33 protein-coding genes and 1 tRNA gene are annotated in these 25,016 nt (G+C 53.8%); 3 read left to right on the top strand and 31 right to left on the bottom strand.

Annotation, left to right across the window (positions count from 1 at the left end):
• The first annotated feature begins 60 nt into the window (after window positions 1–60).
• Together mfd and HOO88_02465 are read left to right on the top strand one after the other, a co-directional pair.
• The gene (gene mfd / locus HOO88_02470) at window positions 61–3,195 is read left to right on the top strand and encodes a transcription-repair coupling factor (GenBank protein ID NOU35629.1); all 3,135 of its coding nucleotides are present in this window, start codon (window positions 61–63) and stop codon (window positions 3,193–3,195) included.
• On the top strand, window positions 3,192–3,740 hold the full coding sequence (locus tag HOO88_02465; GenBank protein ID NOU35628.1) for a hypothetical protein: 549 nt from the start codon (window positions 3,192–3,194) through the stop codon (window positions 3,738–3,740). The genes mfd and HOO88_02465 overlap by 4 nt, the downstream gene beginning before the upstream one ends.
• Here the strand turns inward: HOO88_02465 and HOO88_02460 are convergent, their stop codons facing one another.
• The 8 genes from HOO88_02460 to HOO88_02425 all read right to left on the bottom strand — a co-directional run bounded on the left by HOO88_02460 (window position 3,741) and on the right by HOO88_02425 (window position 11,370).
• Window positions 3,741–4,922: a glycosidase gene (locus HOO88_02460; protein NOU35627.1), complete on the bottom strand. Its 1,182-nt coding sequence runs from the start codon at window positions 4,920–4,922 to the stop codon at window positions 3,741–3,743.
• A gap of 41 nt (window positions 4,923–4,963) precedes the next feature.
• Window positions 4,964–6,187: an LL-diaminopimelate aminotransferase gene (locus HOO88_02455; GenBank protein ID NOU35626.1), complete on the bottom strand. Its 1,224-nt coding sequence runs from the start codon at window positions 6,185–6,187 to the stop codon at window positions 4,964–4,966.
• A 21-nt stretch (window positions 6,188–6,208) separates the two neighbouring features.
• Window positions 6,209–6,583, bottom strand: a complete 375-nt coding sequence (locus HOO88_02450) for a hypothetical protein (GenBank protein NOU35625.1) — start codon at window positions 6,581–6,583, stop codon at window positions 6,209–6,211.
• Window positions 6,584–6,656: 73 nt separating this feature from the next.
• Window positions 6,657–7,961, bottom strand: a complete 1,305-nt coding sequence (locus HOO88_02445; GenBank protein ID NOU35624.1) for a PhoH family protein — start codon at window positions 7,959–7,961, stop codon at window positions 6,657–6,659.
• Between the two features lie 89 nt (window positions 7,962–8,050).
• Window positions 8,051–8,746 carry a glycosyltransferase family 2 protein gene (locus tag HOO88_02440; GenBank protein NOU35623.1) on the bottom strand — a complete coding sequence of 232 codons (696 nt, stop codon included), beginning with the start codon at window positions 8,744–8,746 and terminating at the stop codon, window positions 8,051–8,053.
• Between the two features lie 2 nt (window positions 8,747–8,748).
• Entirely contained in the window at window positions 8,749–10,161 is a 1,413-nt protein-coding gene (locus HOO88_02435) for a hypothetical protein (GenBank protein ID NOU35622.1), read from the bottom strand.
• Between the two features lie 72 nt (window positions 10,162–10,233).
• Window positions 10,234–10,318, bottom strand: a tRNA-Leu gene (locus HOO88_02430).
• Between the two features lie 74 nt (window positions 10,319–10,392).
• Entirely contained in the window at window positions 10,393–11,370 is a 978-nt protein-coding gene (locus HOO88_02425) for a nucleoid-structuring protein H-NS (protein NOU35621.1), read from the bottom strand.
• A 339-nt stretch (window positions 11,371–11,709) separates the two neighbouring features.
• Between HOO88_02425 and HOO88_02420 the strand changes: the two genes are divergently transcribed.
• Entirely contained in the window at window positions 11,710–12,564 is an 855-nt protein-coding gene (locus HOO88_02420; GenBank protein NOU35620.1) for an FAD-dependent thymidylate synthase, read from the top strand.
• Between the two features lie 321 nt (window positions 12,565–12,885).
• On the opposite strand, the gene HOO88_02415 is transcribed toward HOO88_02420, so the two are convergent.
• The 23 genes from HOO88_02415 to rpsJ form a co-directional block, all read right to left on the bottom strand.
• Window positions 12,886–13,644: an NYN domain-containing protein gene (locus tag HOO88_02415; GenBank protein ID NOU35619.1), complete on the bottom strand. Its 759-nt coding sequence runs from the start codon at window positions 13,642–13,644 to the stop codon at window positions 12,886–12,888.
• A 95-nt stretch (window positions 13,645–13,739) separates the two neighbouring features.
• Window positions 13,740–14,486, bottom strand: a complete 747-nt coding sequence (gene map, locus HOO88_02410; protein ID NOU35618.1) for a type I methionyl aminopeptidase — start codon at window positions 14,484–14,486, stop codon at window positions 13,740–13,742.
• Between the two features lie 9 nt (window positions 14,487–14,495).
• Window positions 14,496–15,143 carry an adenylate kinase gene (locus HOO88_02405; protein NOU35617.1) on the bottom strand — a complete coding sequence of 216 codons (648 nt, stop codon included), beginning with the start codon at window positions 15,141–15,143 and terminating at the stop codon, window positions 14,496–14,498.
• Between the two features lie 2 nt (window positions 15,144–15,145).
• Window positions 15,146–16,498, bottom strand: a complete 1,353-nt coding sequence (gene secY / locus HOO88_02400; GenBank protein NOU35616.1) for a preprotein translocase subunit SecY — start codon at window positions 16,496–16,498, stop codon at window positions 15,146–15,148.
• A 25-nt stretch (window positions 16,499–16,523) separates the two neighbouring features.
• Complete coding sequence (gene rplO / locus HOO88_02395) at window positions 16,524–16,964, bottom strand: 50S ribosomal protein L15 (protein NOU35615.1); 441 nt, start codon at window positions 16,962–16,964, stop codon at window positions 16,524–16,526.
• A gap of 17 nt (window positions 16,965–16,981) precedes the next feature.
• Window positions 16,982–17,443 carry a 30S ribosomal protein S5 gene (gene rpsE / locus HOO88_02390; protein ID NOU35614.1) on the bottom strand — a complete coding sequence of 154 codons (462 nt, stop codon included), beginning with the start codon at window positions 17,441–17,443 and terminating at the stop codon, window positions 16,982–16,984.
• A gap of 54 nt (window positions 17,444–17,497) precedes the next feature.
• Window positions 17,498–17,839, bottom strand: a complete 342-nt coding sequence (locus tag HOO88_02385; GenBank protein ID NOU35613.1) for a 50S ribosomal protein L18 — start codon at window positions 17,837–17,839, stop codon at window positions 17,498–17,500.
• A gap of 2 nt (window positions 17,840–17,841) precedes the next feature.
• On the bottom strand, window positions 17,842–18,378 hold the full coding sequence (gene rplF / locus HOO88_02380) for a 50S ribosomal protein L6 (protein NOU35612.1): 537 nt from the start codon (window positions 18,376–18,378) through the stop codon (window positions 17,842–17,844).
• A 20-nt stretch (window positions 18,379–18,398) separates the two neighbouring features.
• A complete protein-coding gene (rpsH, locus tag HOO88_02375) occupies window positions 18,399–18,797 on the bottom strand; it encodes a 30S ribosomal protein S8 (GenBank protein ID NOU35611.1) in 399 nt (132 codons plus the stop codon).
• Entirely contained in the window at window positions 18,794–19,354 is a 561-nt protein-coding gene (gene rplE, locus HOO88_02370) for a 50S ribosomal protein L5 (protein NOU35610.1), read from the bottom strand. The genes rpsH and rplE overlap by 4 nt, the downstream gene beginning before the upstream one ends.
• 35 nt (window positions 19,355–19,389) lie before the next feature.
• Window positions 19,390–19,614 (bottom strand): 50S ribosomal protein L24, encoded by a 225-nt coding sequence (locus HOO88_02365; protein ID NOU35609.1) that lies wholly within the window; start codon window positions 19,612–19,614, stop codon window positions 19,390–19,392.
• A gap of 17 nt (window positions 19,615–19,631) precedes the next feature.
• Window positions 19,632–19,997: a 50S ribosomal protein L14 gene (gene rplN, locus HOO88_02360; GenBank protein ID NOU35608.1), complete on the bottom strand. Its 366-nt coding sequence runs from the start codon at window positions 19,995–19,997 to the stop codon at window positions 19,632–19,634.
• Between the two features lie 14 nt (window positions 19,998–20,011).
• Complete coding sequence (gene rpsQ / locus HOO88_02355) at window positions 20,012–20,263, bottom strand: 30S ribosomal protein S17 (GenBank protein ID NOU35607.1); 252 nt, start codon at window positions 20,261–20,263, stop codon at window positions 20,012–20,014.
• Window positions 20,264–20,266: 3 nt separating this feature from the next.
• Window positions 20,267–20,467, bottom strand: coding sequence for a 50S ribosomal protein L29 (gene rpmC, locus HOO88_02350; GenBank protein NOU35606.1), 201 nt, complete (start codon window positions 20,465–20,467; stop codon window positions 20,267–20,269).
• 16 nt (window positions 20,468–20,483) lie between these two features.
• A complete protein-coding gene (rplP, locus tag HOO88_02345) occupies window positions 20,484–20,903 on the bottom strand; it encodes a 50S ribosomal protein L16 (GenBank protein ID NOU35605.1) in 420 nt (139 codons plus the stop codon).
• A 12-nt stretch (window positions 20,904–20,915) separates the two neighbouring features.
• On the bottom strand, window positions 20,916–21,551 hold the full coding sequence (gene rpsC / locus HOO88_02340) for a 30S ribosomal protein S3 (protein NOU35604.1): 636 nt from the start codon (window positions 21,549–21,551) through the stop codon (window positions 20,916–20,918).
• A gap of 15 nt (window positions 21,552–21,566) precedes the next feature.
• Window positions 21,567–21,902, bottom strand: coding sequence for a 50S ribosomal protein L22 (gene rplV, locus HOO88_02335; GenBank protein NOU35603.1), 336 nt, complete (start codon window positions 21,900–21,902; stop codon window positions 21,567–21,569).
• 95 nt (window positions 21,903–21,997) lie between these two features.
• Window positions 21,998–22,279: a 30S ribosomal protein S19 gene (gene rpsS, locus HOO88_02330; GenBank protein ID NOU35602.1), complete on the bottom strand. Its 282-nt coding sequence runs from the start codon at window positions 22,277–22,279 to the stop codon at window positions 21,998–22,000.
• 3 nt (window positions 22,280–22,282) lie between these two features.
• On the bottom strand, window positions 22,283–23,110 hold the full coding sequence (rplB, locus tag HOO88_02325; protein ID NOU35601.1) for a 50S ribosomal protein L2: 828 nt from the start codon (window positions 23,108–23,110) through the stop codon (window positions 22,283–22,285).
• A 12-nt stretch (window positions 23,111–23,122) separates the two neighbouring features.
• A complete protein-coding gene (gene rplW, locus HOO88_02320; protein NOU35600.1) occupies window positions 23,123–23,407 on the bottom strand; it encodes a 50S ribosomal protein L23 in 285 nt (94 codons plus the stop codon).
• A gap of 13 nt (window positions 23,408–23,420) precedes the next feature.
• Window positions 23,421–24,044 carry a 50S ribosomal protein L4 gene (gene rplD, locus HOO88_02315; protein NOU35599.1) on the bottom strand — a complete coding sequence of 208 codons (624 nt, stop codon included), beginning with the start codon at window positions 24,042–24,044 and terminating at the stop codon, window positions 23,421–23,423.
• A gap of 15 nt (window positions 24,045–24,059) precedes the next feature.
• Window positions 24,060–24,701 (bottom strand): 50S ribosomal protein L3, encoded by a 642-nt coding sequence (gene rplC / locus HOO88_02310; protein ID NOU35598.1) that lies wholly within the window; start codon window positions 24,699–24,701, stop codon window positions 24,060–24,062.
• On the bottom strand, window positions 24,698–25,006 hold the full coding sequence (rpsJ, locus tag HOO88_02305) for a 30S ribosomal protein S10 (protein ID NOU35597.1): 309 nt from the start codon (window positions 25,004–25,006) through the stop codon (window positions 24,698–24,700). Before rpsJ ends, rplC begins: the two co-directional genes overlap by 4 nt.
• Between the last annotated feature and the right edge of the window lie 10 nt (window positions 25,007–25,016).

Raw genomic sequence — 25,016 nt, 5'->3', positions numbered from 1 at the left:
TCACCCAGAAAAATGCAAAACCGTTCACTCTCTTGTGTCCCGTATGTTAAATTCCTCCTGATGAATTTCGACCTGACAGCACTGCGCGCAACGCTCGCAAACGGCCCGTGCCGTCTGCCTATTGTGCCGCCGTCTGCACAAGCGTTTCTCGGTTGCGAACTGCTCCGGCAAGAACCTCGTCCGCAACTGTGGGTTACGGACCACCTCCAAAATTTAGAAAAACTGGCTGACAGCTTCCGTACACTTTGCCCGCAAGCCACATTGCTAACACTCCCGCCGTTCGACGATAAAGATATGGAGGCGCAAAGCGAGCGGCTGAAAACATTGGCGTTTCTACAAAACAAAAAGAAAAGTGCACAACCTTTCTTCCTGATCACGACATTTCAATCACTGGAGGAAAAACTTCCAAGTATTAAAAAAACAACCGTTCTAGAATGCGGTCACTCGGTTAATCCAGATAAACTTTTACAAACCTTGGAAAAACAGGGCTACACGCTCGACGTCGAAATCTACGAAAAAGGTTTCGCCGCTCGGCGCGGCGGCATCATTGACGTCTGGCCGCCCACGTCCGCCCTGCCCGTGCGCATTGAATTTTTCGGCAACGAAATCGAAAGTCTGCGTACCTTCGACCCCGACACCCAGCGCTCGATCGAAAAAATTGAAAGCGTCGAAATTTTTCCGCTCAACTCCACAGGCGACACCACGCTCGCTGACATCCTGACCCCTAACACGCTGAGAGTCTTTTCTAACGTAGACGCGGTGTCCCCACCGCGTTCTCTGCGCTCGCAACGCGGTGGGGACACCGCGTCTACAATTGAGATTGGATGCATAACTTCTGATGCAACCCCGATTGATTTAGATTTTTACAATACCAACCTAAAGCCTGTCAGCGAACTGCACCGCCCCGAAGCCGCAGAGCAGCAACGCAAACTGTTTTTTCGAACACTCGAGAAAATGGCGAGTGACGAGTGGCTGATTGATATCTACATGGAAACCCCCGGAGCGGCAGAACGCCTCAGGGAGGCTTATCTGCCAGAGGTCAGGAGTCAGGGATCAGGAATCAGAATTCTGATTGGAATGTTGCATGGGAGTTTTATTTCAAAACAGCACCGGCACATCGTCATTACTGAAGCCGATATTTACGGGTATCGGCCCAAAACTGCACACCTGCGGCGCGGCGAAAAAGCCGCCAAAGCCGCTGGCGTGCGCGTCGCGGAGTGGACTGACATTCAGCCCGGCGAACTGGTCGTGCACGTTGACCACGGTATCGGCAAATACATGGGCCTGGTCGAAATGGAAATGGCGGGTCGTCGTCAGGAGATGCTCCTCATCGAGTATGCCGAAGGCGCGCGAATATACCTGCCGACCGGTCAGGCACACCTGCTGACACGCTATGTCGGCATGGGCAACGCCGCCCCTGCCCTGCATAATCTCAAGGGCGCTCGCTGGCAAAACGAGCGCGCCTCCGCGCAATCGGCGATTGAAGACCTCGCCGCCAAGCTGCTCGAAACGCAGGCGGCACGCGCACTGAAAAAGGGGCTTGCCTGTGGGCCGGATACGCATTGGCAGAGCGAGTTTGAAAACTCATTCCCATACATGGAAACGCCCGACCAGCTCACGGCGATCAACGCCGTCAAAGCCGATCTCGAATCGCCTCAACCGATGGATCGTCTGATTTGCGGCGACGCCGGTTACGGCAAAACCGAAGTCGCTATGCGTGCGGCATTCAAGATGGCAATGGAAGGTCGGCAGGTTGCCGTACTCGTTCCGACCACCATTCTGGCACAGCAGCATTTTGATACGTTCACTGAGCGCATGGCGGCCTTTCCGGTGGTCATTGAAATGCTCAGCCGCTTCCGCACGCGCCACGAACAGAACGAAACGATCCAGCGTCTGCGCGAAGGCGAAGCGCACATTGTCATCGGCACACACCGGCTGGTTTCCGGCGACGTACAGTTCAAGGATCTCGGCCTTGTCATTATTGATGAGGAGCAGCGTTTCGGCGTACGCGCCAAAGAACATTTAAAACAGCTTCGCCAGCAGGTGGACGTGCTGACGCTGAGCGCGACGCCGATTCCGCGCACGCTGTACATGAGCCTGACCGGCTCGCGCGACATGAGCACAATTCAGACGCCGCCGCAGGAGCGTCAGCCGATTGAAACCATCGTACTGGAATATCACGCCGACATTGTGCGCGAGGCGATCCGCCACGAACTGGCGCGCGACGGCCAGATTTTTTATCTGCATAACCGCGTGCAGACCATCGGAAAAGTCGCCGCCAAAGTGAAAAAACTGGTGCCGGAGGCTCGTGTTGAATTCGCTCACGGACAAATGAGCGAGCATGAACTGTCTGGAGTCATGCACCGCTTTGTGCGTGGCCTGTTCGACGTGCTGATCTGTACAACGATTGTCGAAAGCGGTGTCGATATCCCGCGCGTCAATACGATCCTGATCGATCATGCCGACCGCTTTGGCCTGGCCGACCTCTATCAATTGCGCGGACGAGTTGGTCGCGCCCGGCATAAGGCCTATGCCTTTCTGCTGCTGCCGCCCGGCGGCTCGCTGTCCGATGATTCGCGCAAACGCATCGAAGCACTGAAACGCTACACCGGTCACGGCACCGGCTTCCGCATCGCCATGCGCGACCTGGAAATCCGTGGAGCAGGCAATCTGCTCGGCGCACAACAAAGCGGCCACATCGCCGCCATAGGCTTTGACCTCTACTGCCAACTGCTCAAACGCAGCGTCGCTAAACTGCAAGGGAAGAAAGTTCCGCCGATCATTGATGCCTCCGTCGAACTCGACTTTCTCGACCGATCGCCATCGCTCGGTACAGCGGACAACGCGGCATTTATTCCGTACAGCTATGTGGATGATGAAAATATGCGCGTGAAGCTTTACGGACGAATTGCTTCTCTGGCGACGGAAGGTGAGGTTCGCGAACTGACAAAAGAATTCGCCGACCGCTTTGGCGCCTTGCCCGTCGCCGTAAAAAATCTTTTTGAAATCGCGCGAATCCGCATTGCGGCGGCACAGGTTGGCGTGCAATCTGTCAGGACAAGTGAAGAGCGTCTAATCGTGATTCGTAACGGCGGAGCCGTCATGCCGGACGGACGTTATCCGCGACTCAAGGCGCGCACTGCGGCGGCCCGCCTCAAAGAAATTCTGGTACTGATCAAAAGGATGAAGTCATGAAAAAAGAGCTGAAACACCTGCTCGAAGAATATACGGAGCTGGAGCGCGAGGTGCAGGTGCTGGTCAGCGCACAATGCCGCGAAGTCTGCGAACTCTGTACCGCCTGCTGCTGCCGGGCCGATCTGTGCGAAGAGGCGCTGGAAAGTCCTTTTCTGTGCGCTGTGCATGGTCGAAACGAACTGGACAGTGACCGGTACGGATTTCTCACAGAAACGGGCTGTGCGCTTGAGATCGGCCGTCCGCCGGTCTGCTATGAGTTTTTCTGTGACGAGCTGATGGCGGCTCAGCCGGACGATCTGCACCGTGAAGTTTTGCTGGTTCTCGGCCGGCTTCCGGCCTACGCGGGCGGAAACGCCTCCGGTGACACGCATCTGGTCGAAATCATGCAGGTGGAAGAGATGGAGCATCTGGCTTTCCAGCGCTTGGAAAAGCAAATGCAGAATGCCCGCGAAGCGCTCGACTGCATTCAAACCTTTTACAACGAAGGAGCCCTGCCGGAAAATTCCCGCAGGGCTCTTCAACGCATCACGCCAAGCAAGGCGTAATTACATACCTTTTTCAACAATCACTTCACGAATGCCTTCGAGATAGTCGCGGTTTTTCGAAATCAGCTCAATGCGCTGCTGCACACAGAGATTGCTCGTCAGCGGGTCGGCGGGCGTGTTGAGAACATAATCGAGCATCTTTTCAACCGTCGTCGTGGCGACATGCAACCGTGTGTCGCTCGATGCGTAGTAAATGAAAAGACGCCCATCGTCCTTAACGATCATGCCGTTTGAAAAAACGACATTCGACACGTCGCCGACGCGCTCGGAACAAAGCGGGGAAATTAGATGCCCGCCGGGATTGGCAATCATTTTGGTCGGATCGTTCAGATCGTACAACGAAGCGTACAGCACATAACGCAGACCGGCGGCGGTATTTCGCACACCGTGATCCACATGCAGCCAGCCTTTGGCCGTTTTCACCGGTGTGCCGCCCATGCCGTTTTTCACTTCCTTAATGGTGTGATAAACGCGCGGGTCAATCACCTGCTCTTTGCCGACAACCGGTTTCTCCATGCTGTCCGCCAGCGCCCAGGAAATTCCTCCGCCGGAACCGGTGTCGATAAAGCCGTCCTGCGGACGGGTATAGAGCAGATACTTCCCGTTCACAAATTCCGGATGAAGAACCACATTGCGCTGCTGTGACGAATTGGACTTCAGATTCGGCAGACGCTCCCAGTTTTTCAAATCTTTGGTGCGCACAATACCGCAACTGGCCGTCGCGGCGGACGGATCGTGCGGCTTGCTGTCGTCGTGATATTCCGCGCAGAACAGACCGTAAATCCAGCCGTCCTGATGGCGGGTCAGACGCATGTCATACACATTCGTTTCGCCCTGCGAACCGATCCGGCACGGCTCATCCCAGAAACGAAAGCCGTCAATGCCGTTATCGCTCTCACAGATTCCGAAGAATGATTTACGGTCGTTGCCCTCAATGCGGCAGACCAGCAGATGCTTACCGTTCCATTCAATCGCACCAGCGTTGAGCACCGCGTTAATTCCGATCCGCTCAATCAGCCAGGGATTAGTTTCCGGATTCAGATCATATCGCCACTCCAGCGGAATATGGTCGCGAGTTACCACCGGATTCACATGCCGGTCGTAAAGACCGTTGTCCCAGCAACTGCTCAAACTATTCTTCTTGGCCAGCAACTGCTCGTGACGTTCACGCAGCCGCACCATTCGTTGATCGAATTCTTTCGTTTCCATCGGTATCCTTTTGTTTAGAATTTAAGCTGTGCCTTGGCCAGCCGCGCGGCCAGCTCATTTAAAACCCGTTCGTCATCGGCTTCGCCGGCAGATTCAAACACCGCGCCGAAACGGATAAACGGCCCGGTGTTATCCCACGGCACGGTCGAGATGCCGAAATTTTCAATCAGATAGAGTGAAACTTCTTCCGCATTGGCAAAGGTTGTTCCGCCCGCGCTCTTCGGCGCTTTGACGTACAGGTAGAACGTTCCGCCGGGCATTTTCGCGTCGAAGCCGACACCGCGCAGAACTTCGACCATCCGGCGCAACCGTTTTTCGTAATGGTCACGGATTTCTTCGGCGAGACGTTCGTCGGCAATGCCCGCACAGGCGGCGTGCTGAATCGCTTTAAACTGTCCGCTGTCGCAGTTGTCTTTGATCATCGCCAGCGCATCCACCGCCCACGCCGCGCCGCAGAAAAAGGCCAGACGCCAGCCGGTCATGTTGTACGCTTTACTCATGGAGTGAAGCTCAATCGCGCATTCTTTGGCGCCGGGGCGCTGCAGAATGGATTTGCGCGGAGCATCGTAAACCAGCGTGGCATACGGCGCGTCCTGCACGATCAAAATATTGTGCTTTTTGGAGAAGGCGATCAGCTCGTCATAAAATTTGTCCGTCGCCACCGCGCCGGTGGGGTTGTTGGGATAGTTGATGTAAAACAGTTTGCAGCGGTCCGCCAGCGCCGTGTCGATTTTCTTGAGATCCGGAAGGAATCCGTTTTCTTCCAGCAGCGGAATATTCACCACTTCGCCACCGAGATATTTGGTGTGCGTCGCCATCACCGGATAGCCGGGAACCGTCTGAAAAATCACGTCGCCGGGATTCACAAAGGCAAGCGGGAGCATCGCCAGCGCGGGCTTGGTGCCGATGCTGTGGTTGATTTCGGTGATTGGATCGAGCGTAACACCGAAGAATTTTTTCATGTAGTCGGCGGCGGCCTGCTTGAACTCCGGAATCCCGTTGTCGGAATAACCGCGGTTGGACGGCTTATCGACTTCCACCTTGAGCGCCTCGCGAATCGGGGCTGGGGCCATGCCGTCAGGTTCGCCCACGCCAAAGTCGAGAATTTCAAGCCCGGGGTGTTGTTTGCGGGCTTTGGCTTTGGCCCGCTTTATTTTTTCAAACTTATAAATCTCGGTCGATTTGCCGTAGTTCTCGCCGCCGATCCGTTCAGCAAAAAGTTTTTGTGCATCCATCATGCTTTCATTTCCTTTACTTCATCAAAACGCCTCGTTGTCGCTCTCTTTGGTCCGAACCGGACTTCCCTTCGGAATCAGCTTATCCAGCCGTTTTTCAAATTCTTCAACCGAGTACTTCGACAGCGGAATGCTCATGTCCGAGTTTTCCAAGACACCGTTCTCGATGGATACATTCTCGCGGAAAAACCCGACCACCAGTTTTTCGCTCAGCACGTCCACGCCGAGAAAAATGATATCCACCACCTTTTCATGTCCCCGTTTAAATTCCTTGGAAAAGGCATACTGGGTGTTCCGGGCATAGTCGCCGTGCCGGGTGAATTCCCCGTCACTTTTGCAATGGTGATAACCCCGCGCCGCGAGAACCTTTTTCATGCTTTGACCAAACAGCATAGCCATTGCTCCTCTCCTGCCTTAAAGGCGGAGAACCGTAGTAAAAACGGGGCCGCCTTGTAAATGATGAATCACCCGGTTACAGCAAATTGGCCGCCTTTTCAGCAATCTCGGAGCGCACACCTTCCGTTAGAAGCATGTGGGCCGCCAGCGGTTCCCTGCGGAACTTGTCCACCACCGCGCTCAGTCCGTTGGACATGCTGTCAACATACGGATTATCAATCTGGTAGAGATCGCCGGTCAGCACAATCTTGGTGTCATGCCCGACGCGGGTAATCACCGTCTTCACTTCTAACGGTGTCAGGTTCTGCGACTCATCCACGATCATAAACTGATTCGGAATGCTCCGCCCGCGAATATAAGTGAGCGGCTCCACGTCAATCAGCGGATTGGAGGCCAGCAAAGCACCGCCCTTCTTGCCCGTTGAGGTGCCGGGGCGGGTATGAACAATCAGCTCCAGCGCGTCGTGAATCGGCTGCATCCACGGGTCGAGCTTTTCTTCAATCGTACCGGGCAAGTAACCCAGATCGCGGCCCATCGGAAAAATCGGACGGGAAACCAGCAGGCGCTTGTAATATTTTGTGTCCATCACCTGATGATAGCCTGCGGCGATAGCCAGCAGGGTTTTGCCTGTACCGGCTTTGCCGGAAAGCGTCACCAGCTTGATCTTGTCATTCAGCAGCGCATCCATCGCAAAGCGCTGTTCGCGGTTGCGCGGAACAATCGGCGCGCCCTCGCCCATCGTCAGGAGCTTTACCAGCCGGTGAGTTTCCGCGTCATAGCGCGCCAGCATGGTCTGCCGGGAATCGTTCTCGTTCCGCAGCGTCACATACTGATTCGGAAACAGATTTTCCATGTCTGGAAGCACCGCATGACCTTCCTTGGCAAAGAAGCTGATTGCCTCCGAATCCGTGTCGAGCACCGTCTGGCCGGTATAGATTTCGTCGGCCTCGCGGCTGTTGCCGTTTTCGTAATCCTCGGCTTCCAGCCCCAGCGCATCGGCTTTCAGCCGCAGATTGATATCCTTGCTCACCACCGTGCAACGCACGTCCGGCTGAGCCGTCTGCACATCCATCGCCATCTTCAGAATCAAATCATCCGCCGACAAGCCGACCGAAAAGGGATTCTCTTTGTCGGCAAAAACGACCTTGATCGTACCGCCGTGTTCCAGCGGCACTCCATCGGAAAGCCGTCCCTGCTTGCGCAGCTCGTCGAGTGACCGCGAAATCGTACGGGCATTACGCCCGCGCTCGCTGAGTTCCCGTTTAAATTGATCAATCTCTTCCAGCACCTTCAGCGGAATAATCACGTTATTCTCTTTGAAGTGGCGATAGGCGGATGGATCGTGAAGAAGGACGTTGGTATCCAGAATGAAATTTTGCATATCCTAGGTATAAGGCTTTCCGCCCGCTCACAAAAGCCCGTTTTTCCAAACCATGAAAAAAAACGTTCCAACCCCGGAAACCCGGACGGTCAGCGGCGGAAATTGTACTTCAAAATACACCAGACGGCGCGGACGCCGTCGCGCCAGCCGATTTTTTTGCCTTCGTCATAGGTGCGACCGTAGTAGGAAATACCAACCTCATACATCCGAACCTTGAGCTGAGCCACCTTCGCCGTGATTTCCACCTCAAAACCAAAGCGATCTTCTTCGATAGTAATCTGATCCAGAACCGATTTACGGAAGAGTTTGTAGCAGGTTTCCACGTCGGTGAGGTTGACGTTGCTGAACATATTGGAAAGCAGCGTGATCAGCCGGTTGCCCGCCGAGTGCCAGAAGTAGAGCACACGGTGCGCAGAGGAACCGGCAAAGCGTGAGCCATAGACGACGTCGGCCTTGTCCTGAAAAACCGGCGCGAGCAAACGCGGGTATTCCGCCGGGTCGTACTCAAGGTCGGCATCCTGAACAATCACATACGGCCCTTGCGCGGCGGAAAAACCAGTACGCAATGCCGCGCCCTTCCCTTGATTCCGCTCATGCAGAAAAATCCGCACGCGCGGCTCGTCCGCCGCCAGCTGTCTAATTATTTCGCAGGTGCCGTCCGCCGACCCGTCGTCCACGACAATCAACTCCTTCACGCAGGGACGTTGCAACACCAGCTCCGCCATTTTCCGAATGGTTTGCGCTTCGTTATAAACCGGCATTACAACCGACAAACAGGATTCCATGATCATTTCTCCTTCTGCTGTGCCAGTAATCGGCGGCTCGTTTCCAGATTCAGTTCCGCCTGCGCGGAATGGCGCGGATTGGCGCAGGCCGTTTCAAAGCAAATCAACGCCCTCTCCAGATCGCCGCGCTGGAAAAAAAGCAGGCCCAGATTATTAACAGATGGTGAGTAAGCCGGGAAAAGTTTAACAGCGCGAAGCAGATGCGGCTCGGCTTCGTCGAGCCGTCCTTCTTCGACCAGCCAGCCGCCATAGTGACTGTGCGCGACAAAATTATTTTCCGTTACGGCCAGCGCCCGGCCGAAGAGCGCGTCGCTGTCGCGCCAGAAAGCAATCTGCCGGATCGTCAACAGAACCAGTCCGGCCACCACAACCAGCGCGATTTCTTTTTTGAAAGGAATTCGCCGGAGCGCCGCGACGCCCCAAACCAGCGCCATCGTCAAGCCGATGGACGGCAGATAGGTGAACCGGTCGGTTGTGGTCGTATTTCCGATCTGGATAAATCCGCAGACCGGCGCCAGTGCGATGCAAAACCAGAACCAGCCGGTAAAACCGAACGGCGCACGACGGATCAGCAAAAGCGCGGCCAGTGTGATCGCTGCCAGAACTGCCGCCGACGCCAAAGCTGCCGGAACAGTCGGAGCCAGCATCGGGTACGGCGTCGCCAGTCCGAACGGCCAGAAAAATTTTACGATGTAGAAAAGACAGTTCTGCAACGCAATGCCGGCGCGCTCGACCAGCGAATACGTTTCGAGCGACGAAATCGCCGTGCGGTGCGCCAGCCAGCCTGTCACGGTGAAAACAACCGCACAGAGAAACAGCGGAATTTTCTCAGCGATCTTCTGCCTGACCTTTGAAAAATTTTCCAGCGGCCAGATATCGAGCAGAAGCAGCAGTACCGGCAGAGTCACCAGCACCGGCTTCACCATCAGCCCTGCCGCCATAAATAACAGCACGGCGATGTAACGCGCCGCGCCGCCGCAGCGGGAAAATGAAACGTAGGTGTGCAGCGATAGAAACATGAAAAAAGCACTCATCACATCTTTGCGTTCCGTGATCCACGCCACCGATTCAACGCGTAGCGGATGGAATGCCCACAACGCGGCGGCGATCAGCGACAACCATACCTTGCCGGTCATTCGACGCAGCAGCAGAAAGAGCATCCCGGCATTGAGACTGTGAAACAGCACATTGGTCAGGTGAAACGCCCACGGCTTTGGAGCCAGCAGCGTACTGTCGAGCATGTAGGAAATCCAAAGGAGCGGACTCCAGAAGCCGTTGTTCTCACGAAACGCCCAGCGGATATTTTCCAGACTCAAACCGGAGAGAACATGATGGTTATTGAAAACGTATGCGGGATCATCAAAAAAAACGGTTCCGCAGAAAAGGGCAGGCGAAAAAACCGTTGCTGTACTCATAAACAGCAACACCGCGATCAACCATTCTGAGCGCCGGTTTTTCATGGTCGTTATAAAACCATACCGTTTGTGTGGTGCCGGGGGAGGGACTCGAACCCTCACGATATTACTCGGCAGATTTTGAGTCTGCTGCGTCTACCAATTTCGCCACTCCGGCTTCGTGAGAAGTGGGGAAGATAGAAAAAGCCCCCGCCTTTGGCAAGCAGGGGCTTTCGTTCTCAACCGGTTTTCTTACTGTCCGGTCATTTCATCATAGAATTTGATGAAGTCATTTTTCTTATCGCTTTCCCGCAACGCCATGGCGGAGCGCGGATGCTGATTCATCTGTCCGGCAATCATGTACGGAATGCTGTAACCCCAGTCGATGGTTTCGCGCAACGGAAGCGTCAGCTTTTCAACCGCTTCAATGATCGGGCGCTGTTTGAATTTCGGATTACGCAGGAAGCCCAGCAGCAGTTCCGTCGGGCAGTTGCCTGCGCCGCGCCCAAGTCCGTCGATGGTCGAGTCGAGCATCGTCGCGCCGTGAATGGCGGCAAAGATGGTGTTGGCATAGGCCATCTGCTGATTGTTGTGTGCGTGAATACCAACCTGCTTGTCCTTGCCCATGGCATCAAGATAGCGGCGCATCAGGTCGCCGATCTGCTCGAAGTAGAGCGATCCGAAACTGTCGACGAGATAAACCATATCGGTTTCGCTTTTGCCGATCAGCTCCAACCCTTTGTTTAGTTCGAACTCCGGCACGGTGGAAATCGCCATCAGGTTCACAGATACTTCATACCCCTTATCCTTGCAGTCCTTCACCATATCCAGAGCTGCCGGAATTTGATGGATGTAGCAGGCAACACGTATAAGGTCGATCAGACTCTTCTCACACGGCACAATATCGGTCTCACTGGTACGTCCAACGTCGGCCATTACGCTGAACTTGAGACCTTTTTCAACGCCTTCGAAAAAGCGGTTCAGATCGTCTTCGTCGCACGATTTCCACAGACCGTATTCTTCCGGACTGAAAAGTTTTTTGTCCGCCTTATAGCCAAACTCCATGTAGTCCACACCGGCGGAAACCAATGCCTTGTGCACGCCCAGAACAAATTCGTCACTGAACCGGTGATCGTTCATCAGTCCGCCGTCGCGAATGGTGCAGTCGAGCACCTTCAGTTGCGGCCAGTAATCCACCCACCCTGCACTGGTATCTTGTTGTTTGGTCATTTTCTTCTCCTTTATAAATTCTCCGCTCTTCGCGGCTTGGGATTTTTCGGTCATTCGCTTGATGGCTTCGGCTTTATTGCCGGTCTGAAGCGACTCGGAATACTGGACGCCGCCGACCTTCTGCCGCCAGTAGTAGATTCCACCGCGCAGCTTTAAATTTTTTATTCCAGTTCCTTCAAACGTTCCCATAGCGCATCACCAATGTGAACAACTTTTATTTTTGTGATGCGCAAATGATGCATATTATCTCCGCATTCATCAACCTTTATTTCAAATTGATTGAATCACCCTTCCCAATCATCCATCATCCGGCGTCCTAAGTATTCATGGAGGTTGTCTATGGCACACATCATCGTTCCGGAAGCCGAAAAACTGCTCGATCAGGAAATCAAAGTTCTCGACCACGGATTCGTCAGGCTGGTGGATTATATGGGCGGCGACGCCCGCATCGTGCAAACCGCACGCGTCTCCTACGGCGAAGGAACAAAAACCATCCGACAGGACGCCGGGCTGATTGATTACCTTCTGCGCCACGAACACAGCTCGCCCTTCGAACACGTCATCTTTGAACTCCACTGCAAAATGCCGATCTTCGTCGCCCGCCAGTGGATCCGCCACCGCACCGCACGCCTGAATGAAATCTCCGGCCGCTACAGCGTCATGAAAGACGAATTCTATCTTCCGCCGCGCAGCCAGATCAGCCTGCAAAGCCTCGACAACAAACAGGGCCGCGAAAAAGAAGCCGTGCCGGTTGAACTGCAGGACAAAGTGCTCGAACTGCTCAAGCAGGATCAGTCATCCGCATACGCCAACTACAGCGAAATCCTGAACGACGGCATCGCCCGCGAACTGGCGCGTATCAACCTGCCGCTCTCCATGTACACCGAGTGGTACTGGCAGATGGACCTCAAAAACATGCTGCACTTTTTGAAACTGCGCATGGACTCACACGCTCAGTGGGAAATTCAGGAATACGCCCGCGCCATCGCGAAAATTGTTAAAGCGGTCTGCCCCCTCGCCTACGAATCGTTCGAGCGGCACATCCTGCGCGGCGCGAAATTTTCCAGCGACGAAATCGCCGCCATCAACGCCCTGCTCGCCGGAAAGCCCAACCCGCTCGAAGAACGCCGCCGCGCTGAATTCGAAGATAAGCTTAAAGGCAACCTCTCCCTCTTCGAAAAACCGGCTGAATAGTTTTCACCACAGAGAACACAGAGGCTCACGGAGGTTTTCAGATATTGGAATTGTAGCCGCGATCCGTGATCGCGGAGAATCTCAACCCCGAGGCCTCGGGCCTCGGCTACAAAACATCCAGCATCTGCTGTAGCCGCGTCCGTCGGGCGCGGGTTTCCAAACATTGGGAAAAAGAATTCCTCGCAACCGTCTTCGCCGGAGGCTCCGCCGTGTCAGGAAGCTGCGGAGAGTTCCCAGACATTGGACGATTTTCACCACGAATTACGCAGATGGGTTCGGATTTTCACAAGCACTGGAATCTATGATACCGTGCGAAGCGGATTACTTTTTACGGTCACGCACATAGACCGTTTTCGTTGCGCCGTTGCTGCGGCGATCAACTTCAAAAAGACCAGTGGCCTCAAAAAGAAGCGTGAAGGTGCGACATCCGTAACTACGCGGATCGAAATCGGGATACTGCCGCTTGATTAAACTGCCGCAGGAAGAAAGAACCGCCCATCCGTCCGCATCGGCATATTCAACGACCGCATTGTGCAACACATTCACCAGTTTGCGATCCTGGCTAAGCGGCTTCCGGGTTGTTTTTGCCGCTGGAGCCTTCGCCCCCGCGCTCTTTTCAGGCTTGATCTCGTCGGGCGACTGGAGCACTTCAGTCAGGATGAAATCGTCGCATGCGTTGCGGAAAGCAGTCGGCGTTTTTCCTTCACCAACACCAAAGACAAATATCTGTGACTCCTTCAGACGCGATGCCAATTTGGTGAAGTCGCTATCGCTCGTCACTAAAGCAAAGGCATCGAATTGCTTGGTATAAAGCAAATCCATGGCGTCGATGATCATTGCTGCATCCGAGGAGTTTTTGCCCTGCGTGTACGAAAACTGCTGCACGGGATTGATCGCCAGCTCGTTCAGCGGTTGCTTCCAGTTCCTCAAGTGGGAGCTGCCCCAATCGCCATAGGCTTTCTTCACAACAATGTGTCCGTGTTTGGAAATTTCATTCAGCACGGCGGCGAGCACACTGCATTGCGCATTCTCCGCATCAATCAATACAGCGATCTTCTTGGCGGTTTCAATGTCCTTCATATTCGCTTCCTTCGCTTGACTGAATTCCAATCCTTGGAGGGTTTTTAGCGGATTCTTCCAAGGTTTGCAACCTGCGTGGCTATGCAGGCCAAGAATCAGGGCAGCGTGAGGATTTCGGGAGCGGTGATGCCGACGGCGACGGTGTGTTCGAAGTGCGCGGAGGCACTGCCGTCTTTGGTTACAGCCGTCCATTTGTCTTCAAGCACTTCGACTTTCGGTCCGCCGATATTAACCATCGGTTCAATCGCGAGCGTCATTCCGGCTTTGAGCTTCGGGCCGCGCCCAGGATTTCCAAAGTTTGGAATCTGCGGGTCTTCGTGCATGTCGCGGCCGATGCCGTGGCCGACAAATTCTCGTACAACGGAAAAACCAGCCGCTTCAACGACGGTTTGGATGGCGTGAGAAATATCGCCGAGCCGGTTACCGGCAACCGCTTTGGCAATTCCGGCGTCGAGCGCGGCTTTGGTGACTTCGAGCAGTTTCTTTTTTTCGCCGTCAATTTTTCCGGCGGCAACGGTGACGGCGGTGTCGCCGATAAATCCGCCGAAAGTAATACCGGTGTCTATACTGACGATATCGCCTTCTTTGATAACCCGCTTGCCGGGAATACCGTGAACGACTTCGTCGTTTACGGAAACACAGATTTGCCCGGGAAAGCCGTGGTAGCCGTGAAATGCGCTGACTCCGCCAAGTTTGTGAATGAGTTCGAAGGCAGCATTACCGAGTTCGAGTGTGGTGATGCCGGGGCGAACCATGGCGGCGAGCTCATCGCGAACGCGGGCGGTCATACGGTTGACACGACGCATGGCGTCGAGTTCAAGCGGGGTTTTGATTACGATCATCAGAAACCCTTACGCAGTGAGCACTTTAAGGACAAGCGCATCGGTTTCCGCTGCACTGCCGCCCGCCGCAATGTCGCGGATGAGGCTCTGCTGCTGATAATAGTGAATCAGCGGAGCGGTCTGTTTTTCGTAAACATCGAGCCGGTTTCGAATAGTGGCTTCGCTGTCGTCGGCGCGCTGATACAGTTCGCCGGCATCCATATCGCACACGCCCTCTTTTGCCGACGGACGGCGGGTCATATGGTAAACTGCCCCGCAGGTTTTACAGATGCGGCGTCCGGTAAGACGTTGCAAAATAATTTCGTTCGGAACGGCCAGATTAAAAACGTGGTTGATGGCTCCGCCCCGCTTTTTAAACAGCAGATCGAGACCTTTCGCCTGTTCAATGGTGCGGGGAAATCCATCAAACATAAAGCGGGTTCCCGCCGGCTCCTGTGAAATGCGTTCTTCAATGATGCGCAGGATGACGGAGTCCGGAACGAGCTGGCCGGCTTCCATGAAGGCTTTGGCTTCAAGACCGACAGAGGAGCCGGCCTGAATGGCCGCACGAAGCATATCGCCGGTAGAGACATGCAGATAGCTGGTCTGCTTTTTAAGAAAATCAGCCAGCGTGCCCTTTCCGGCTCCCGGGCCGCCAAGGAGAATGATCGCTTCCATGCTTACTTCCTTCCGGACTTGAGCTTCCCTTTTTTCAGAAATCCGTCGTAGTGGCGCATCAGCAAGTGAGATTCAATCTGGCGCATGGTGTCGAGCATGACGCCAACAATGATCAGCAAGCTGGTTCCGCCGAAGAATGAGGCGATCATTTGAGGAATACCGAACTGGTTGCCCATGATGGTGGGAAGAACGGCAATACCGGTTAGAAAGACAGCGCCAGCCAATGTAATGCGGGTCATGGTGCGATCCAGAAATTCTGCAGTCGGTGTCCCCGGGCGGATGCCTGGGATGTAGCCGCCGCCTTTTTTCAAATCATCTGCAATCCGGACGGGATTGAACTGTGTGGCAACCCAGAAGTAGGAGAAGAAAAGAATCATGAGACCGAAAGATGCCATGTAAAGGCCGCTTCCATAACTGAGCGCGGCACCGATCTGCCTGGCACCGGCCCAAGGCAATTTGTTAAAGATATAAATTGGAACCATCAGAATCGATTGTGCAAAAATAATCGGCATAACACCGGCATAGTTGACGCGCAACGGCATAAAGGTGTGCTGTCCGCCGTAAACTTTGCGGCCGACGACACGCTTGGCGTACTGCACAGGAATCTTCTGCTGGGCCTGAGTAACCGCAATAACCAGCGCAATCACAGCCAGCACCATAACGAGCATGGTGGCTGCCATGAAAGGAGAGTGGCGAACCACTCCGTCAACCGGCTTGAACATACTGATCATTGCACCGATCGAAGACGGCATGCGGCTAACGATCCCGACTGTGATGATCATAGAAATTCCGTTACCAATCCCGCGGGCAGTAATTTGTTCACCGAGCCACATCAGCATCAAAGTGCCGGTGACCAGTGTCATGGTGGTAAGCAGTTCAAATCCAAAACCTGGAATACGGACGACTTCTGCAGGAAAGTACTGGCTAAGGTGTCCGCCCTCAAGGGCGCGGGCCATCAAAAACCCCTGAAACGCGCAAAGCACAACTGTAAGATAGCGGGTGTACTGAGTGATTTTCGCGCGACCCGCCTCGCCTTCGCGTGCCAGCTTTTCGAGCATCGGCACAACTGCGGTCATCAGCTGAATAATAATTGAGGCGCTGATATACGGCATAATTCCCAGCGCACTGACAGCACAGTTTTGAACCGCGCCGCCGCTGAAAAGGTTAAACATATCCAGCAGGCCGGTTCCCTGATTACCGGCCGCATTTTTAATGCTGCTGGTAATCATACTGAAGTCAACACCCGCAATCGGAATGCTGGACAGCAAACGGCACAAAAAGATTACGCCCAAAGTGAAGAGTATCCGCTGGCGTAATTCCTGAATCTTAAAGCTGTTGACGAAGGCGGAAAGCATCGTTTACCCCGCTTAAATTGTTGGATCAGATTGTTTCACAGCTGCCACCGGCAGCTTCGATCTTTTCCTTGGCCGTGGCGCTAAAAGCGCTGGCTTTGACCGCGATTTTTTTCGTGATCTCGCCATTACCAAGAATTTTTACGCCGTCCCAGTTGCCATTAACAAACCCGGCTTGGCGAAGCAGGTCGATGGTGACACTCGTGCCAGCTTCGAACGCGTTCAACGTAGCCACGTTAACCGGTGCAAGCACCTGACGGTTGACGTTTTTAAACCCGCGCTTAGGAATGCGGCGAGCCATCGGCATCTGTCCACCTTCGAAAAGCGGTTTGTGTTTATGTCCTGAGCGGGCATAAGCTCCTTTGTGACCGCGTCCGGATGTCTTACCTTTTCCGGATGCCCGTCCGCGACCGACGCGCATTCTCCGGTGAGTCGAACCTTTTGTTGGCTGTAATGAGTGCAGTTCCATTTTAAAAACCTCTTAATTTATTTTCCGCGGGCCGCAAACACAGACTCGCGCGAACGCAGGGATGCGAGAGCTGCCATGGTGGCCTTAGTTACATTCAAACGGTTGCTGCTGCCAAGCGACTTGGCCAGCACATCTTTAACACCGGCCAGTTCCAGCACGGCACGGCAGGATCCGCCCGCAATTACACCGGTACCTTCAGACGCGGGACGCAACAGAACCTGTGCGCCGCCGAATTCGCCCGTTATTTCATGCGGAATGGTTGTGCCTTTCATAACGACTGGCTTCATCGCACGTTTGGCGCTTTCGCCGCCTTTACGAATTGCATCGGCCACTTCGTTGGCTTTGCCGAGGCCGTAACCGACCCGTCCGGCTCCATCGCCGACGACAACCAGCGCTCCGAAGCTGAACCGGCGTCCGCCTTTGACCACTTTTGAATTGCGGTTAATGTGAACGACGCGTTCTTCGAACTCGGATTTCACTTTTTTTTCTGCTGATTTTTCAGTCACTTCAAGCAACTCCTCATTTACATAAAACTAAAACTGCAGACCGGCTTCGCGGGCACTGTCGGCCAGCGCACGCATGCGCGATCCGAAAGCAAAACCGCCGCGGTCGAACACAACTTTGGACACACCCTGCGCTTTAGCCGCTTCGGCCGCCTTGGCGCCGAGCGCTTTGGCGGTTTCGACGGTACACTTGTCGCCCAGCGATGAAGCCGAGCAAAGTGTCTTTTGCGCATCGTCGTCGATGACTTGCACGTAAATATAACGGTTGGAAACATAGACAGCCATGCGCGGACGCTCGGCGGTTCCCTGTACCTTGTTCCGCAAACGAAGATGTCTGCGCTTCCGATAATCTGATTTGTTTTTGACCTTCATGATTAAGCCACTGCCTTACCTTCTTTGCGCCGAACCTGTTCGCCTTTATAACGCACCCCTTTGCCCTTGTAGGGTTCAGCAGGAGCAAATGAGCGAATCCGTGCGGCGACCTGACCAACCAGAGCCTTGTCGTGCCCTGACACTTTTACATCGGTTGTCCCGGCAACTTCCACTTTAATGCCTTCGGGAATTTCATATTTAATCTCGTGAGAAAATCCGAGCGAGAGAACCAAAACTTTTCCCTGCAACTGCGCTTTATAACCGACGCCCTGAATTTCAAGATCCTTAACATACCCGGACTGCACCCCAAGAATCATATTCTTGAGAGTGTTGCGAATGGTTCCGTGCAACTCACGGGATTCTTTGGTTTCGGCTTTGCGATCAACAATCACCTGATCGCCATTCACATTCACAGTAATCTGCGAAGGAACCCGCAATACGCTCTGCCCTTTGGCACCTTTAACCGTCGCGACATCTCCGCTGAGCGCTACTTCCACGCCCGCCGGAATCGTCAGAGGCATTTTTCCTATTCTAGACATCGTATGACCTCAATTTGAAATTACCACACATAGCAAAGGACTTCGCCACCCACATGGGCTTTGCGAGCCTCTCCGTCGCTGAGCATACCGGATGAGGTGCTCAAAATTGCTGTGCCGATACCGCCCAGTACGCGCGGAACATCATCGGCTCCGACATAGTGATGGCAGCTCGGACGGCTAACTCGCCGCAACCCCTGAATCACCGGCTTCTGGTCGGCCTGATACTTAAGATGAAGAACGAGGGTCGGCTTACCTTCCACTTTTTCCGTGGTGTAATCCTTGATGTACCCTTCCTGTTTTAAAATGCGTGCCAGCTCACTCTTCATTTTGGAGTGGGGCATCTGCACCTTGATGTGTCCCGCCATGTTGGCGTTACGGATACGAGTCAGCATATCAGAAATAGGATCGCTCAATATCATTGCTGTTCACCTTTGTTTTTGGCGGTTTCAAACGGCATCCCCAGAAGGCTGAGCAGTTCGCGAGCCTCTGCGTCGGTCTTAGCCGTCGTGACAAACGTCACATCCATGCCGTGCACCTTACGGACGTTATCCGGATTGATTTCCGGGAAAATGGTCTGCTCCTTGAGGCCGAGGGAATAATTCCCGCGTCCGTCGAACGATCTGGGCGAAATGCCGCGGAAGTCGCGGATACGCGGCAGGGCGACATTGATCAGCCGATCCAGAAACTCGTACATCCGGGCACCGCGCAGGGTCACTTTGCCTGCCAGCGAAACCCCTTCGCGCAGTTTAAAGTTCGATACGCTTTTCCGCGCCTTGATGGTTACCGGACGCTGGCCGGAGATCTTGCCCAGATCGTCCAGCACCGCCTGTAACGCATCACGGTCATGCTGCATGCCGACCGAGACGTTGATCGTAATCTTGGAAAGCGACGGGATCTGCATGCGGTTGCCGTAATTGAACTTCTTCTGAAGTTCCGGCACCACCTGTTCACGATATTTTTTCTTCATTGCCGGTATCATGGATACCCACCCCTCTGGATAAATGGATTTAATTATTCTGCTTTTTTCAGGTTCGACATGTGAATCGAAGCTTCTTTTTCGAACACGCCGCCCTGCGGATTGTCCTGCGTTTTTCGCGTGTGCTTCTTCACAACATTCAGCCCCTCAACCACGGCTCGTTCGTTGCCCGGAAGCACCTGCAGAACCTTTCCTGTCTTACCTTTGTCATCACCGGTAATGGCTTTGACCAAATCACCTTTTTTAATACGTGCTGCCATACAAAACGTTCCTCTCCTTAAAGCACTTCCGGCGCAAGCGAGACAACCTTCATGAAGTTGCCGTCGCGCAGCTCACGGGCCACAGGGCCGAAGATGCGCGTTCCGCGCGGATTTTTCTGGGCGTCAATAATGACGGCCGCATTATGATCGAAACGCAACACGGAACCGTCGCGGCGGCGGATTGCCGATCTGGTACGAACTACAACCGCTTCGCAAACATCGCCTTTTTTGACGACACCGCCCGGCTGAGCTTCTTTAACGGCCACCTTAATTACTTCGCCGACTTTAGCGTAGCTGCGTTTTGTTTTTAAAACACGGATGCACATCACGCTACGCGCGCCGGTATTATCCGCGACATCCAGTCTGGTCTGTACTGAAATCATTTACTCACCCTGCCTTATTTGGACAAAATTTCTACAAGCCGCCAGCGTTTCAGCCGGCTGATCGGACGGGTTTCCATGACGCGAACCACGTTACCGATTTTTGCTTCGTTGTTTTCATCATGCGCATGAATTTTCTTCGTCACACGCAGTTCCTTGCCCAGCAATGGATGCCGAACCCGGCGCTCAATGAGCACCGCAATGGTTTTGTTACCCACCGCGCTGCAGACGCGACCTTCGCGTGTTTTTCGATGACCTCTTAGCTCCATCTTTTACCCCTCGGCTTTCGCAGCCTGATTCATAACCGTTTTGATGCGCGCTACCGAACGCCGTGCGGCACGGATGCGCAGCGGATTTTCCAGCTGACCGGAAACCTGCTGAAGGCGCATGGTGAACAGCTCCTTCTTTGCATCATCCAGCTGCTGCTGCAGCTCAGCTTTTGTCAGATCCGTAAGTTGTTTTACTTTTTTCATTCCGAAATACTCTCAATTATTTGCCTGCATGGCGGGTCACAAAGCGCACGCGAATCGGCAGCTTAGTGGCCGCGAGCCGCATGGCAACGCGGGCCTGCTGTTCTGTCACACCGTCGAGTTCGAACAGCATCCGTCCGGGGCGGACAACCGCAACCCAGCCTTCGACGCCGCCCTTCCCTTTACCCATTCGGACTTCAAGCGGTTTTTTAGTAAACGGCTTGTCCGGATAAATACGGAGCCAGAGTTTCCCTTTGCGTTTCAGATTGCGGTTGATCGCCACACGGCAGGCCTCAATCTGAATGTTTGTAATCCATGCGCGCTCCAGCGCCTGCAGGCCGTATTCTCCGAACGACAATGTCGTGCCGGCTTTGGCCATACCACCGCGGGAGCCCTTTTGGACTTTCCGATACTTAACTCGTTTGGGCATTAAAGGCATTGGTCAATACTCCTAAGCTTGCGCCTTTTCATCCTTCTTACAAATCCACACCTTGATACCGATTGCGCCGGCTACAGTCCGGGCAGTTGCCGTTCCGTAATCAATGTCGGCCCGCAACGTATGAAGCGGAACTTTGCCTTCTTTATAGCTTTCCGTACGGGAAATCTCGGCTCCGCCCAAACGTCCGCCAGCCAGCACTTTAATGCCGTCCGCACCGGTATCCATCGCCATCTGAATTGCACGCTTCATCGCTCTGCGATATGAAACGCGGCGTTCCAGCTGCACAGCAATTCCTTCGGCTACCAGTTTGGCATCGATGTCGGGGTTTTTTACTTCATCAATCTCAATGTAAACTTCTTTTTTGGTCATCTTACCGAGCTGCTCGCGCAACTTTTCGATGTCTTCGCCTTTGCGGCCAATCACCAGACCTGGACGGGCTGTACGAATGGTCACGCGGACACGGTTGGCATAACGCTCAATAAAGACGTTCGAAATCGAAGCATCTTTAAGGCGTTTGTGTACGGCTTCGCGGATAGCGATATCCTCTTGAAGCAGATCAGCAAACTCTTTCTTGCTGGCAAACCAGCGCGAGCGCCAGTTCTTGTTTACCGCAATTCGGAGTCCGATAGGATTTACTTTCTGTCCCAAAACGATTCCCTTTCCTTATTTACGATCCGTTAAAACCACTGTGATATGAGACGTACGCTTCCGAATGGGCGACGCCGAACCGCGAGCACGCGGGCGGGATCGCTTGAGCGCCGGACCACCATCCACATAGGCTTCTTTTACAAAAAGCTTGTCCGCAGAGACCCCTTCGTTGCTCTCCGCATTGGCAACGGCCGACTGAAGTGTTTTACCGATTTCAGTTGCCGCTTTCATTGCGTTAAAGCGTGTAATACGAAGGGCTTCCGCAACCGAAAGTCCCTGAATCTCGGACGCCATATAGCGTGCCTTGATCGGCGACATTCTTACATATTTCGTTGTTGCTGAAACTTCCATGTTTTTCTCTCAGTTTGCTACCGCTTTCTGAACGCAAAGGCGGCAACTATACGTCATTCCATTTTCAAATCCAGAACTTCTATAATAAAAATAAATTATTTCGAAACGGTCTTGTCGGTCGCAATACCATGCGACTTGAAAGAACGGGTCGGAGCAAACTCGCCGAGGCGATGTCCAACCATGTTTTCCGTCACAAAGACGGCAACAAACACCTTGCCGTTATGAACGGAAAAGTTGTGGCCTACAAATTCCGGTACGATCATTGAGGCGCGAGCCCATGTCTTGACCGGTTTTTTTCTGCCTGACACTTCCATCTGCGCAATTTTCTTGAGCAGCTTCGCATCAACGTAAGGACCTTTTTTAAGTGAACGAGCCATAGCTTACTTCTTTCTCCGTGCAACGATGTACTTATTCGAAGCCAGTTTGTGTTTGCGAGTGCGTTTGCCTTTGGCCAGCGTGCCCCACGGCGACTGCGGATGACCGCCGCCGGACGTACGACCTTCACCACCACCCATAGGATGGTCAACCGGATTCATCGCCACACCGCGAACGGTCGGGCGAATACCAAGCCAGCGTTTCCGTCCGGCCTTACCGCTGGAAATGTTCTCATGATCCGCATTACCGACCTGCCCTATCGTTGCGTAGCAACTGATGCGTATGCGGCGAATTTCACCGGACGGCATTTTCAGATTGGCGAAATCGCCTTCGCGAGACATCAGCTGTGCGCCGGTTCCAGCCGAACGGGCAATCTGCCCGCCGCCGCCCGGTTTCAGCTCGATGTTGTGAACCGTCATGCCCAGCGGAATTTTTTCGAGCGGCAGCGCATTGCCTGCAACCGGCTCTGCTTCTGGGCCGGATAGGACGACCGTGCCGACCTGAAGGCCGACCGGCGCCAGCATATAGCGCTTTTCGCCGTCCACATAGTTCAGCAACGCAATGCGCGCCGAGCGGTTCGGGTCGTACTCAATCGTAGCAACCGTTGCGGGAATGCCGTGCTTGTTGCGTTTAAAATCAATAAGGCGGTAACGCTGTTTGTGTCCGCCGCCGCGATGCCGGGTCGAAATGCGCCCTGCGCTATTGCGTCCACCGGTGCTCTTCTTGGCACGAATCAACGACTTTTCGGGCGTTGATTTTGTGATTTCTTCAAACGCGGAAGTCACCGTATGGCGGCGGCTTGGCGTGGTCGGTTTATATGTTTTTAAAGCCATGACTTAAACTCCTTACACGAAATCAATTTTGCTGTCTTCAGCCAGCGTCACTACGGCGCGCTTCAATCCGGCTGTGCGACCGGCGCTTGCGGTACGCTCGCGTTTGCCTTTACCCATCCGTTTCATGGTGTTGACCGCCGTCACCTTCACCTTGAACAGTTCTTCCACCGCCTGCTTAATCTCTGCCTTGTTTGCGGCAGGATTGACGTTGAAAATGTATTTGTTTTCAGCTTCGGTAAGGCGAGTGCCCTTTTCCGTCAGCATGACCTTTTGAATTACCTGATATACGTCTTTCATTGCAAATTCCTCTCTAAGCCAGGCGCTGTTCGAGTTTTTCCACACCCGCTTTGGTGATCACAATCTGCGGATAACGGACAATCTGATAGGTGTTAACATTCGCGGCGCAAACCACTTCAATATCCTGCAGATTACGGGCGGCCAGACACACATTTGCGTCCAGCGTATCCAGAATCAGCAGAGTCTTGCCTTTGATTTCCAAAGCCTGCAGTAGCGAACACATTTCCTTGGTGCGCGGTGTCGCCAGTTTCAGATCATCCAGAACCATTACCTGACCGGCTTCAGCTCTTTCACCGAACGCACGGGCAAAAGCTAAACGAACCACTTTACGCGGAACCTGCTTGCGAACCTTGCGCGGATGCGGACCGAACGCCACACCCCCGCCGCGCCATACGGGCGACTGACGGTATCCGGCGCGAGCACGTCCAAGACCTTTCTGCTTCCAGGGCTTCTTACCGGAACCAGCCACTTCACCCTTGCGCTGCGTGTTAGCAGAACCTTGGTGCTGATGGGCCTGATGGGTGATGACAGCCTGATGGACAGCCTGAGCGCCCTTATCAGAAACAGCGAAATTTTCGCTGAGGGTCACTTCGCCCAGCTTCTTCCCTTTGCAATTTTTAAGCGTTAACGTACTCATGATCATCCTCTCAAATTACTTCCTCTTGAGCGCTTCGCGCACAACCAGCGTCGTGCCGTTTGCACCGGGTACTGCGCCTTTAACTAAAATCAGGTTTTCAGCAGCGCGCACCTGAATCACCTTCAAACTCTGAGTGGTGACTTCTGTGTTGCCCATCTGACCGGCCATCTTCTTGCCTTTGAAAACACGACCGGGTTTTTCTTTCATACCGATCGAACCGGTCGTGCGGTGAAAGTGCGAACCGTGAGTCGCGCGTCCGCCGCCGAAGTTATGACGCTTCATAACCCCCTGAAAACCTTTACCTTTAGTAACGCCCACGATGTCAACATAGTTAACGCCTTCTAAAACAGAGGCGGTCACGGTGTCTCCGGCTTTGGCTTCATCCGTCGCATCCACACGGATCTCACGCAGTTCGCGCAGAGTGGCAACACCGGCTTTTTTGAAATGCCCCGCCAGCGGCTTGGCAACCCGTTCCGGTTTCTGTGCGCCGAAACCGAGCTGAACTGCTTCATAGCCGTCAGTCGCAACCGTTTTGCGCTGAACCACGCTGCACGGACCAGCCTCGATCACCGTTACGGGTATCAGTTTTCCTTCTTCGTCGAAGATCTGGGTCATACCCAGTTTTTTTCCTAATAGACTCTTCATGATTTCACTCAGATTTTAATGGTGATGTCCACGCCCGCCGGCAGATTAAGCTTTTTGAGCTCATCTACTGTTTTAATCGTCGGGTCAATAATGTCGAGCAGTCGCTTGTGCGTTCTGATCTCAAACTGTTCCATTGATTTCTTATTCACAAACGGACTGCGATTAACGGTAAGCCGTTCAATACGGGTCGGCATGGGAATGGGTCCTGCCACGCGAGCACCGGTGCGTTTGGCGGTCTCGACAATTTCCTTTGACGAGGCGTCCAGCACCCGGTGGTCAAAAGATTTTAAACGTATGCGTATGCGCTGATTATTCATAATTTCTCTC

This window comes from Kiritimatiellaceae bacterium, from assembly GCA_013141415.1.
In the GTDB taxonomy this organism is placed as follows: Bacteria; Verrucomicrobiota; Kiritimatiellia; order Kiritimatiellales; family Tichowtungiaceae; genus Tichowtungia.
The sequence above is the reverse complement of the archived record's forward strand: the minus strand, read 5'-3'. Positions and strand labels throughout refer to the sequence as shown.

What these genes read in the sequence shown, in the direction of transcription:
- mfd (NOU35629.1), top strand. Translation starts at nt 61, where the DNA reads ATGAATTTCGACCTGACAGCACTGCGCGCAACGCTCGCAAACGGCCCG.
- HOO88_02465 (NOU35628.1), top strand. Translation starts at nt 3,192, where the DNA reads ATGAAAAAAGAGCTGAAACACCTGCTCGAAGAATATACGGAGCTGGAG.
- HOO88_02460 (NOU35627.1), bottom strand. Translation starts at nt 4,922, where the DNA reads ATGGTGCGGCTGCGTGAACGTCACGAGCAGTTGCTGGCCAAGAAGAAT.
- HOO88_02455 (NOU35626.1), bottom strand. Translation starts at nt 6,187, where the DNA reads ATGATGGATGCACAAAAACTTTTTGCTGAACGGATCGGCGGCGAGAAC.
- HOO88_02450 (NOU35625.1), bottom strand. Translation starts at nt 6,583, where the DNA reads ATGGCTATGCTGTTTGGTCAAAGCATGAAAAAGGTTCTCGCGGCGCGG.
- HOO88_02445 (NOU35624.1), bottom strand. Translation starts at nt 7,961, where the DNA reads ATGCAAAATTTCATTCTGGATACCAACGTCCTTCTTCACGATCCATCC.
- HOO88_02440 (NOU35623.1), bottom strand. Translation starts at nt 8,746, where the DNA reads ATGGAATCCTGTTTGTCGGTTGTAATGCCGGTTTATAACGAAGCGCAA.
- HOO88_02435 (NOU35622.1), bottom strand. Translation starts at nt 10,161, where the DNA reads ATGAGTACAGCAACGGTTTTTTCGCCTGCCCTTTTCTGCGGAACCGTT.
- HOO88_02425 (NOU35621.1), bottom strand. Translation starts at nt 11,370, where the DNA reads ATGACCAAACAACAAGATACCAGTGCAGGGTGGGTGGATTACTGGCCG.
- HOO88_02420 (NOU35620.1), top strand. Translation starts at nt 11,710, where the DNA reads ATGGCACACATCATCGTTCCGGAAGCCGAAAAACTGCTCGATCAGGAA.
- HOO88_02415 (NOU35619.1), bottom strand. Translation starts at nt 13,644, where the DNA reads ATGAAGGACATTGAAACCGCCAAGAAGATCGCTGTATTGATTGATGCG.
- map (NOU35618.1), bottom strand. Translation starts at nt 14,486, where the DNA reads ATGATCGTAATCAAAACCCCGCTTGAACTCGACGCCATGCGTCGTGTC.
- HOO88_02405 (NOU35617.1), bottom strand. Translation starts at nt 15,143, where the DNA reads ATGGAAGCGATCATTCTCCTTGGCGGCCCGGGAGCCGGAAAGGGCACG.
- secY (NOU35616.1), bottom strand. Translation starts at nt 16,498, where the DNA reads ATGCTTTCCGCCTTCGTCAACAGCTTTAAGATTCAGGAATTACGCCAG.
- rplO (NOU35615.1), bottom strand. Translation starts at nt 16,964, where the DNA reads ATGGAACTGCACTCATTACAGCCAACAAAAGGTTCGACTCACCGGAGA.
- HOO88_02385 (NOU35613.1), bottom strand. Translation starts at nt 17,839, where the DNA reads ATGAAGGTCAAAAACAAATCAGATTATCGGAAGCGCAGACATCTTCGT.
- rplF (NOU35612.1), bottom strand. Translation starts at nt 18,378, where the DNA reads ATGTCTAGAATAGGAAAAATGCCTCTGACGATTCCGGCGGGCGTGGAA.
- rpsH (NOU35611.1), bottom strand. Translation starts at nt 18,797, where the DNA reads ATGATATTGAGCGATCCTATTTCTGATATGCTGACTCGTATCCGTAAC.
- HOO88_02365 (NOU35609.1), bottom strand. Translation starts at nt 19,614, where the DNA reads ATGGCAGCACGTATTAAAAAAGGTGATTTGGTCAAAGCCATTACCGGT.
- rplN (NOU35608.1), bottom strand. Translation starts at nt 19,997, where the DNA reads ATGATTTCAGTACAGACCAGACTGGATGTCGCGGATAATACCGGCGCG.
- rpsQ (NOU35607.1), bottom strand. Translation starts at nt 20,263, where the DNA reads ATGGAGCTAAGAGGTCATCGAAAAACACGCGAAGGTCGCGTCTGCAGC.
- rpmC (NOU35606.1), bottom strand. Translation starts at nt 20,467, where the DNA reads ATGAAAAAAGTAAAACAACTTACGGATCTGACAAAAGCTGAGCTGCAG.
- rplP (NOU35605.1), bottom strand. Translation starts at nt 20,903, where the DNA reads ATGCCTTTAATGCCCAAACGAGTTAAGTATCGGAAAGTCCAAAAGGGC.
- rplV (NOU35603.1), bottom strand. Translation starts at nt 21,902, where the DNA reads ATGGAAGTTTCAGCAACAACGAAATATGTAAGAATGTCGCCGATCAAG.
- rpsS (NOU35602.1), bottom strand. Translation starts at nt 22,279, where the DNA reads ATGGCTCGTTCACTTAAAAAAGGTCCTTACGTTGATGCGAAGCTGCTC.
- rplB (NOU35601.1), bottom strand. Translation starts at nt 23,110, where the DNA reads ATGGCTTTAAAAACATATAAACCGACCACGCCAAGCCGCCGCCATACG.
- rplW (NOU35600.1), bottom strand. Translation starts at nt 23,407, where the DNA reads ATGAAAGACGTATATCAGGTAATTCAAAAGGTCATGCTGACGGAAAAG.
- rplD (NOU35599.1), bottom strand. Translation starts at nt 24,044, where the DNA reads ATGAGTACGTTAACGCTTAAAAATTGCAAAGGGAAGAAGCTGGGCGAA.
- rpsJ (NOU35597.1), bottom strand. Translation starts at nt 25,006, where the DNA reads ATGAATAATCAGCGCATACGCATACGTTTAAAATCTTTTGACCACCGG.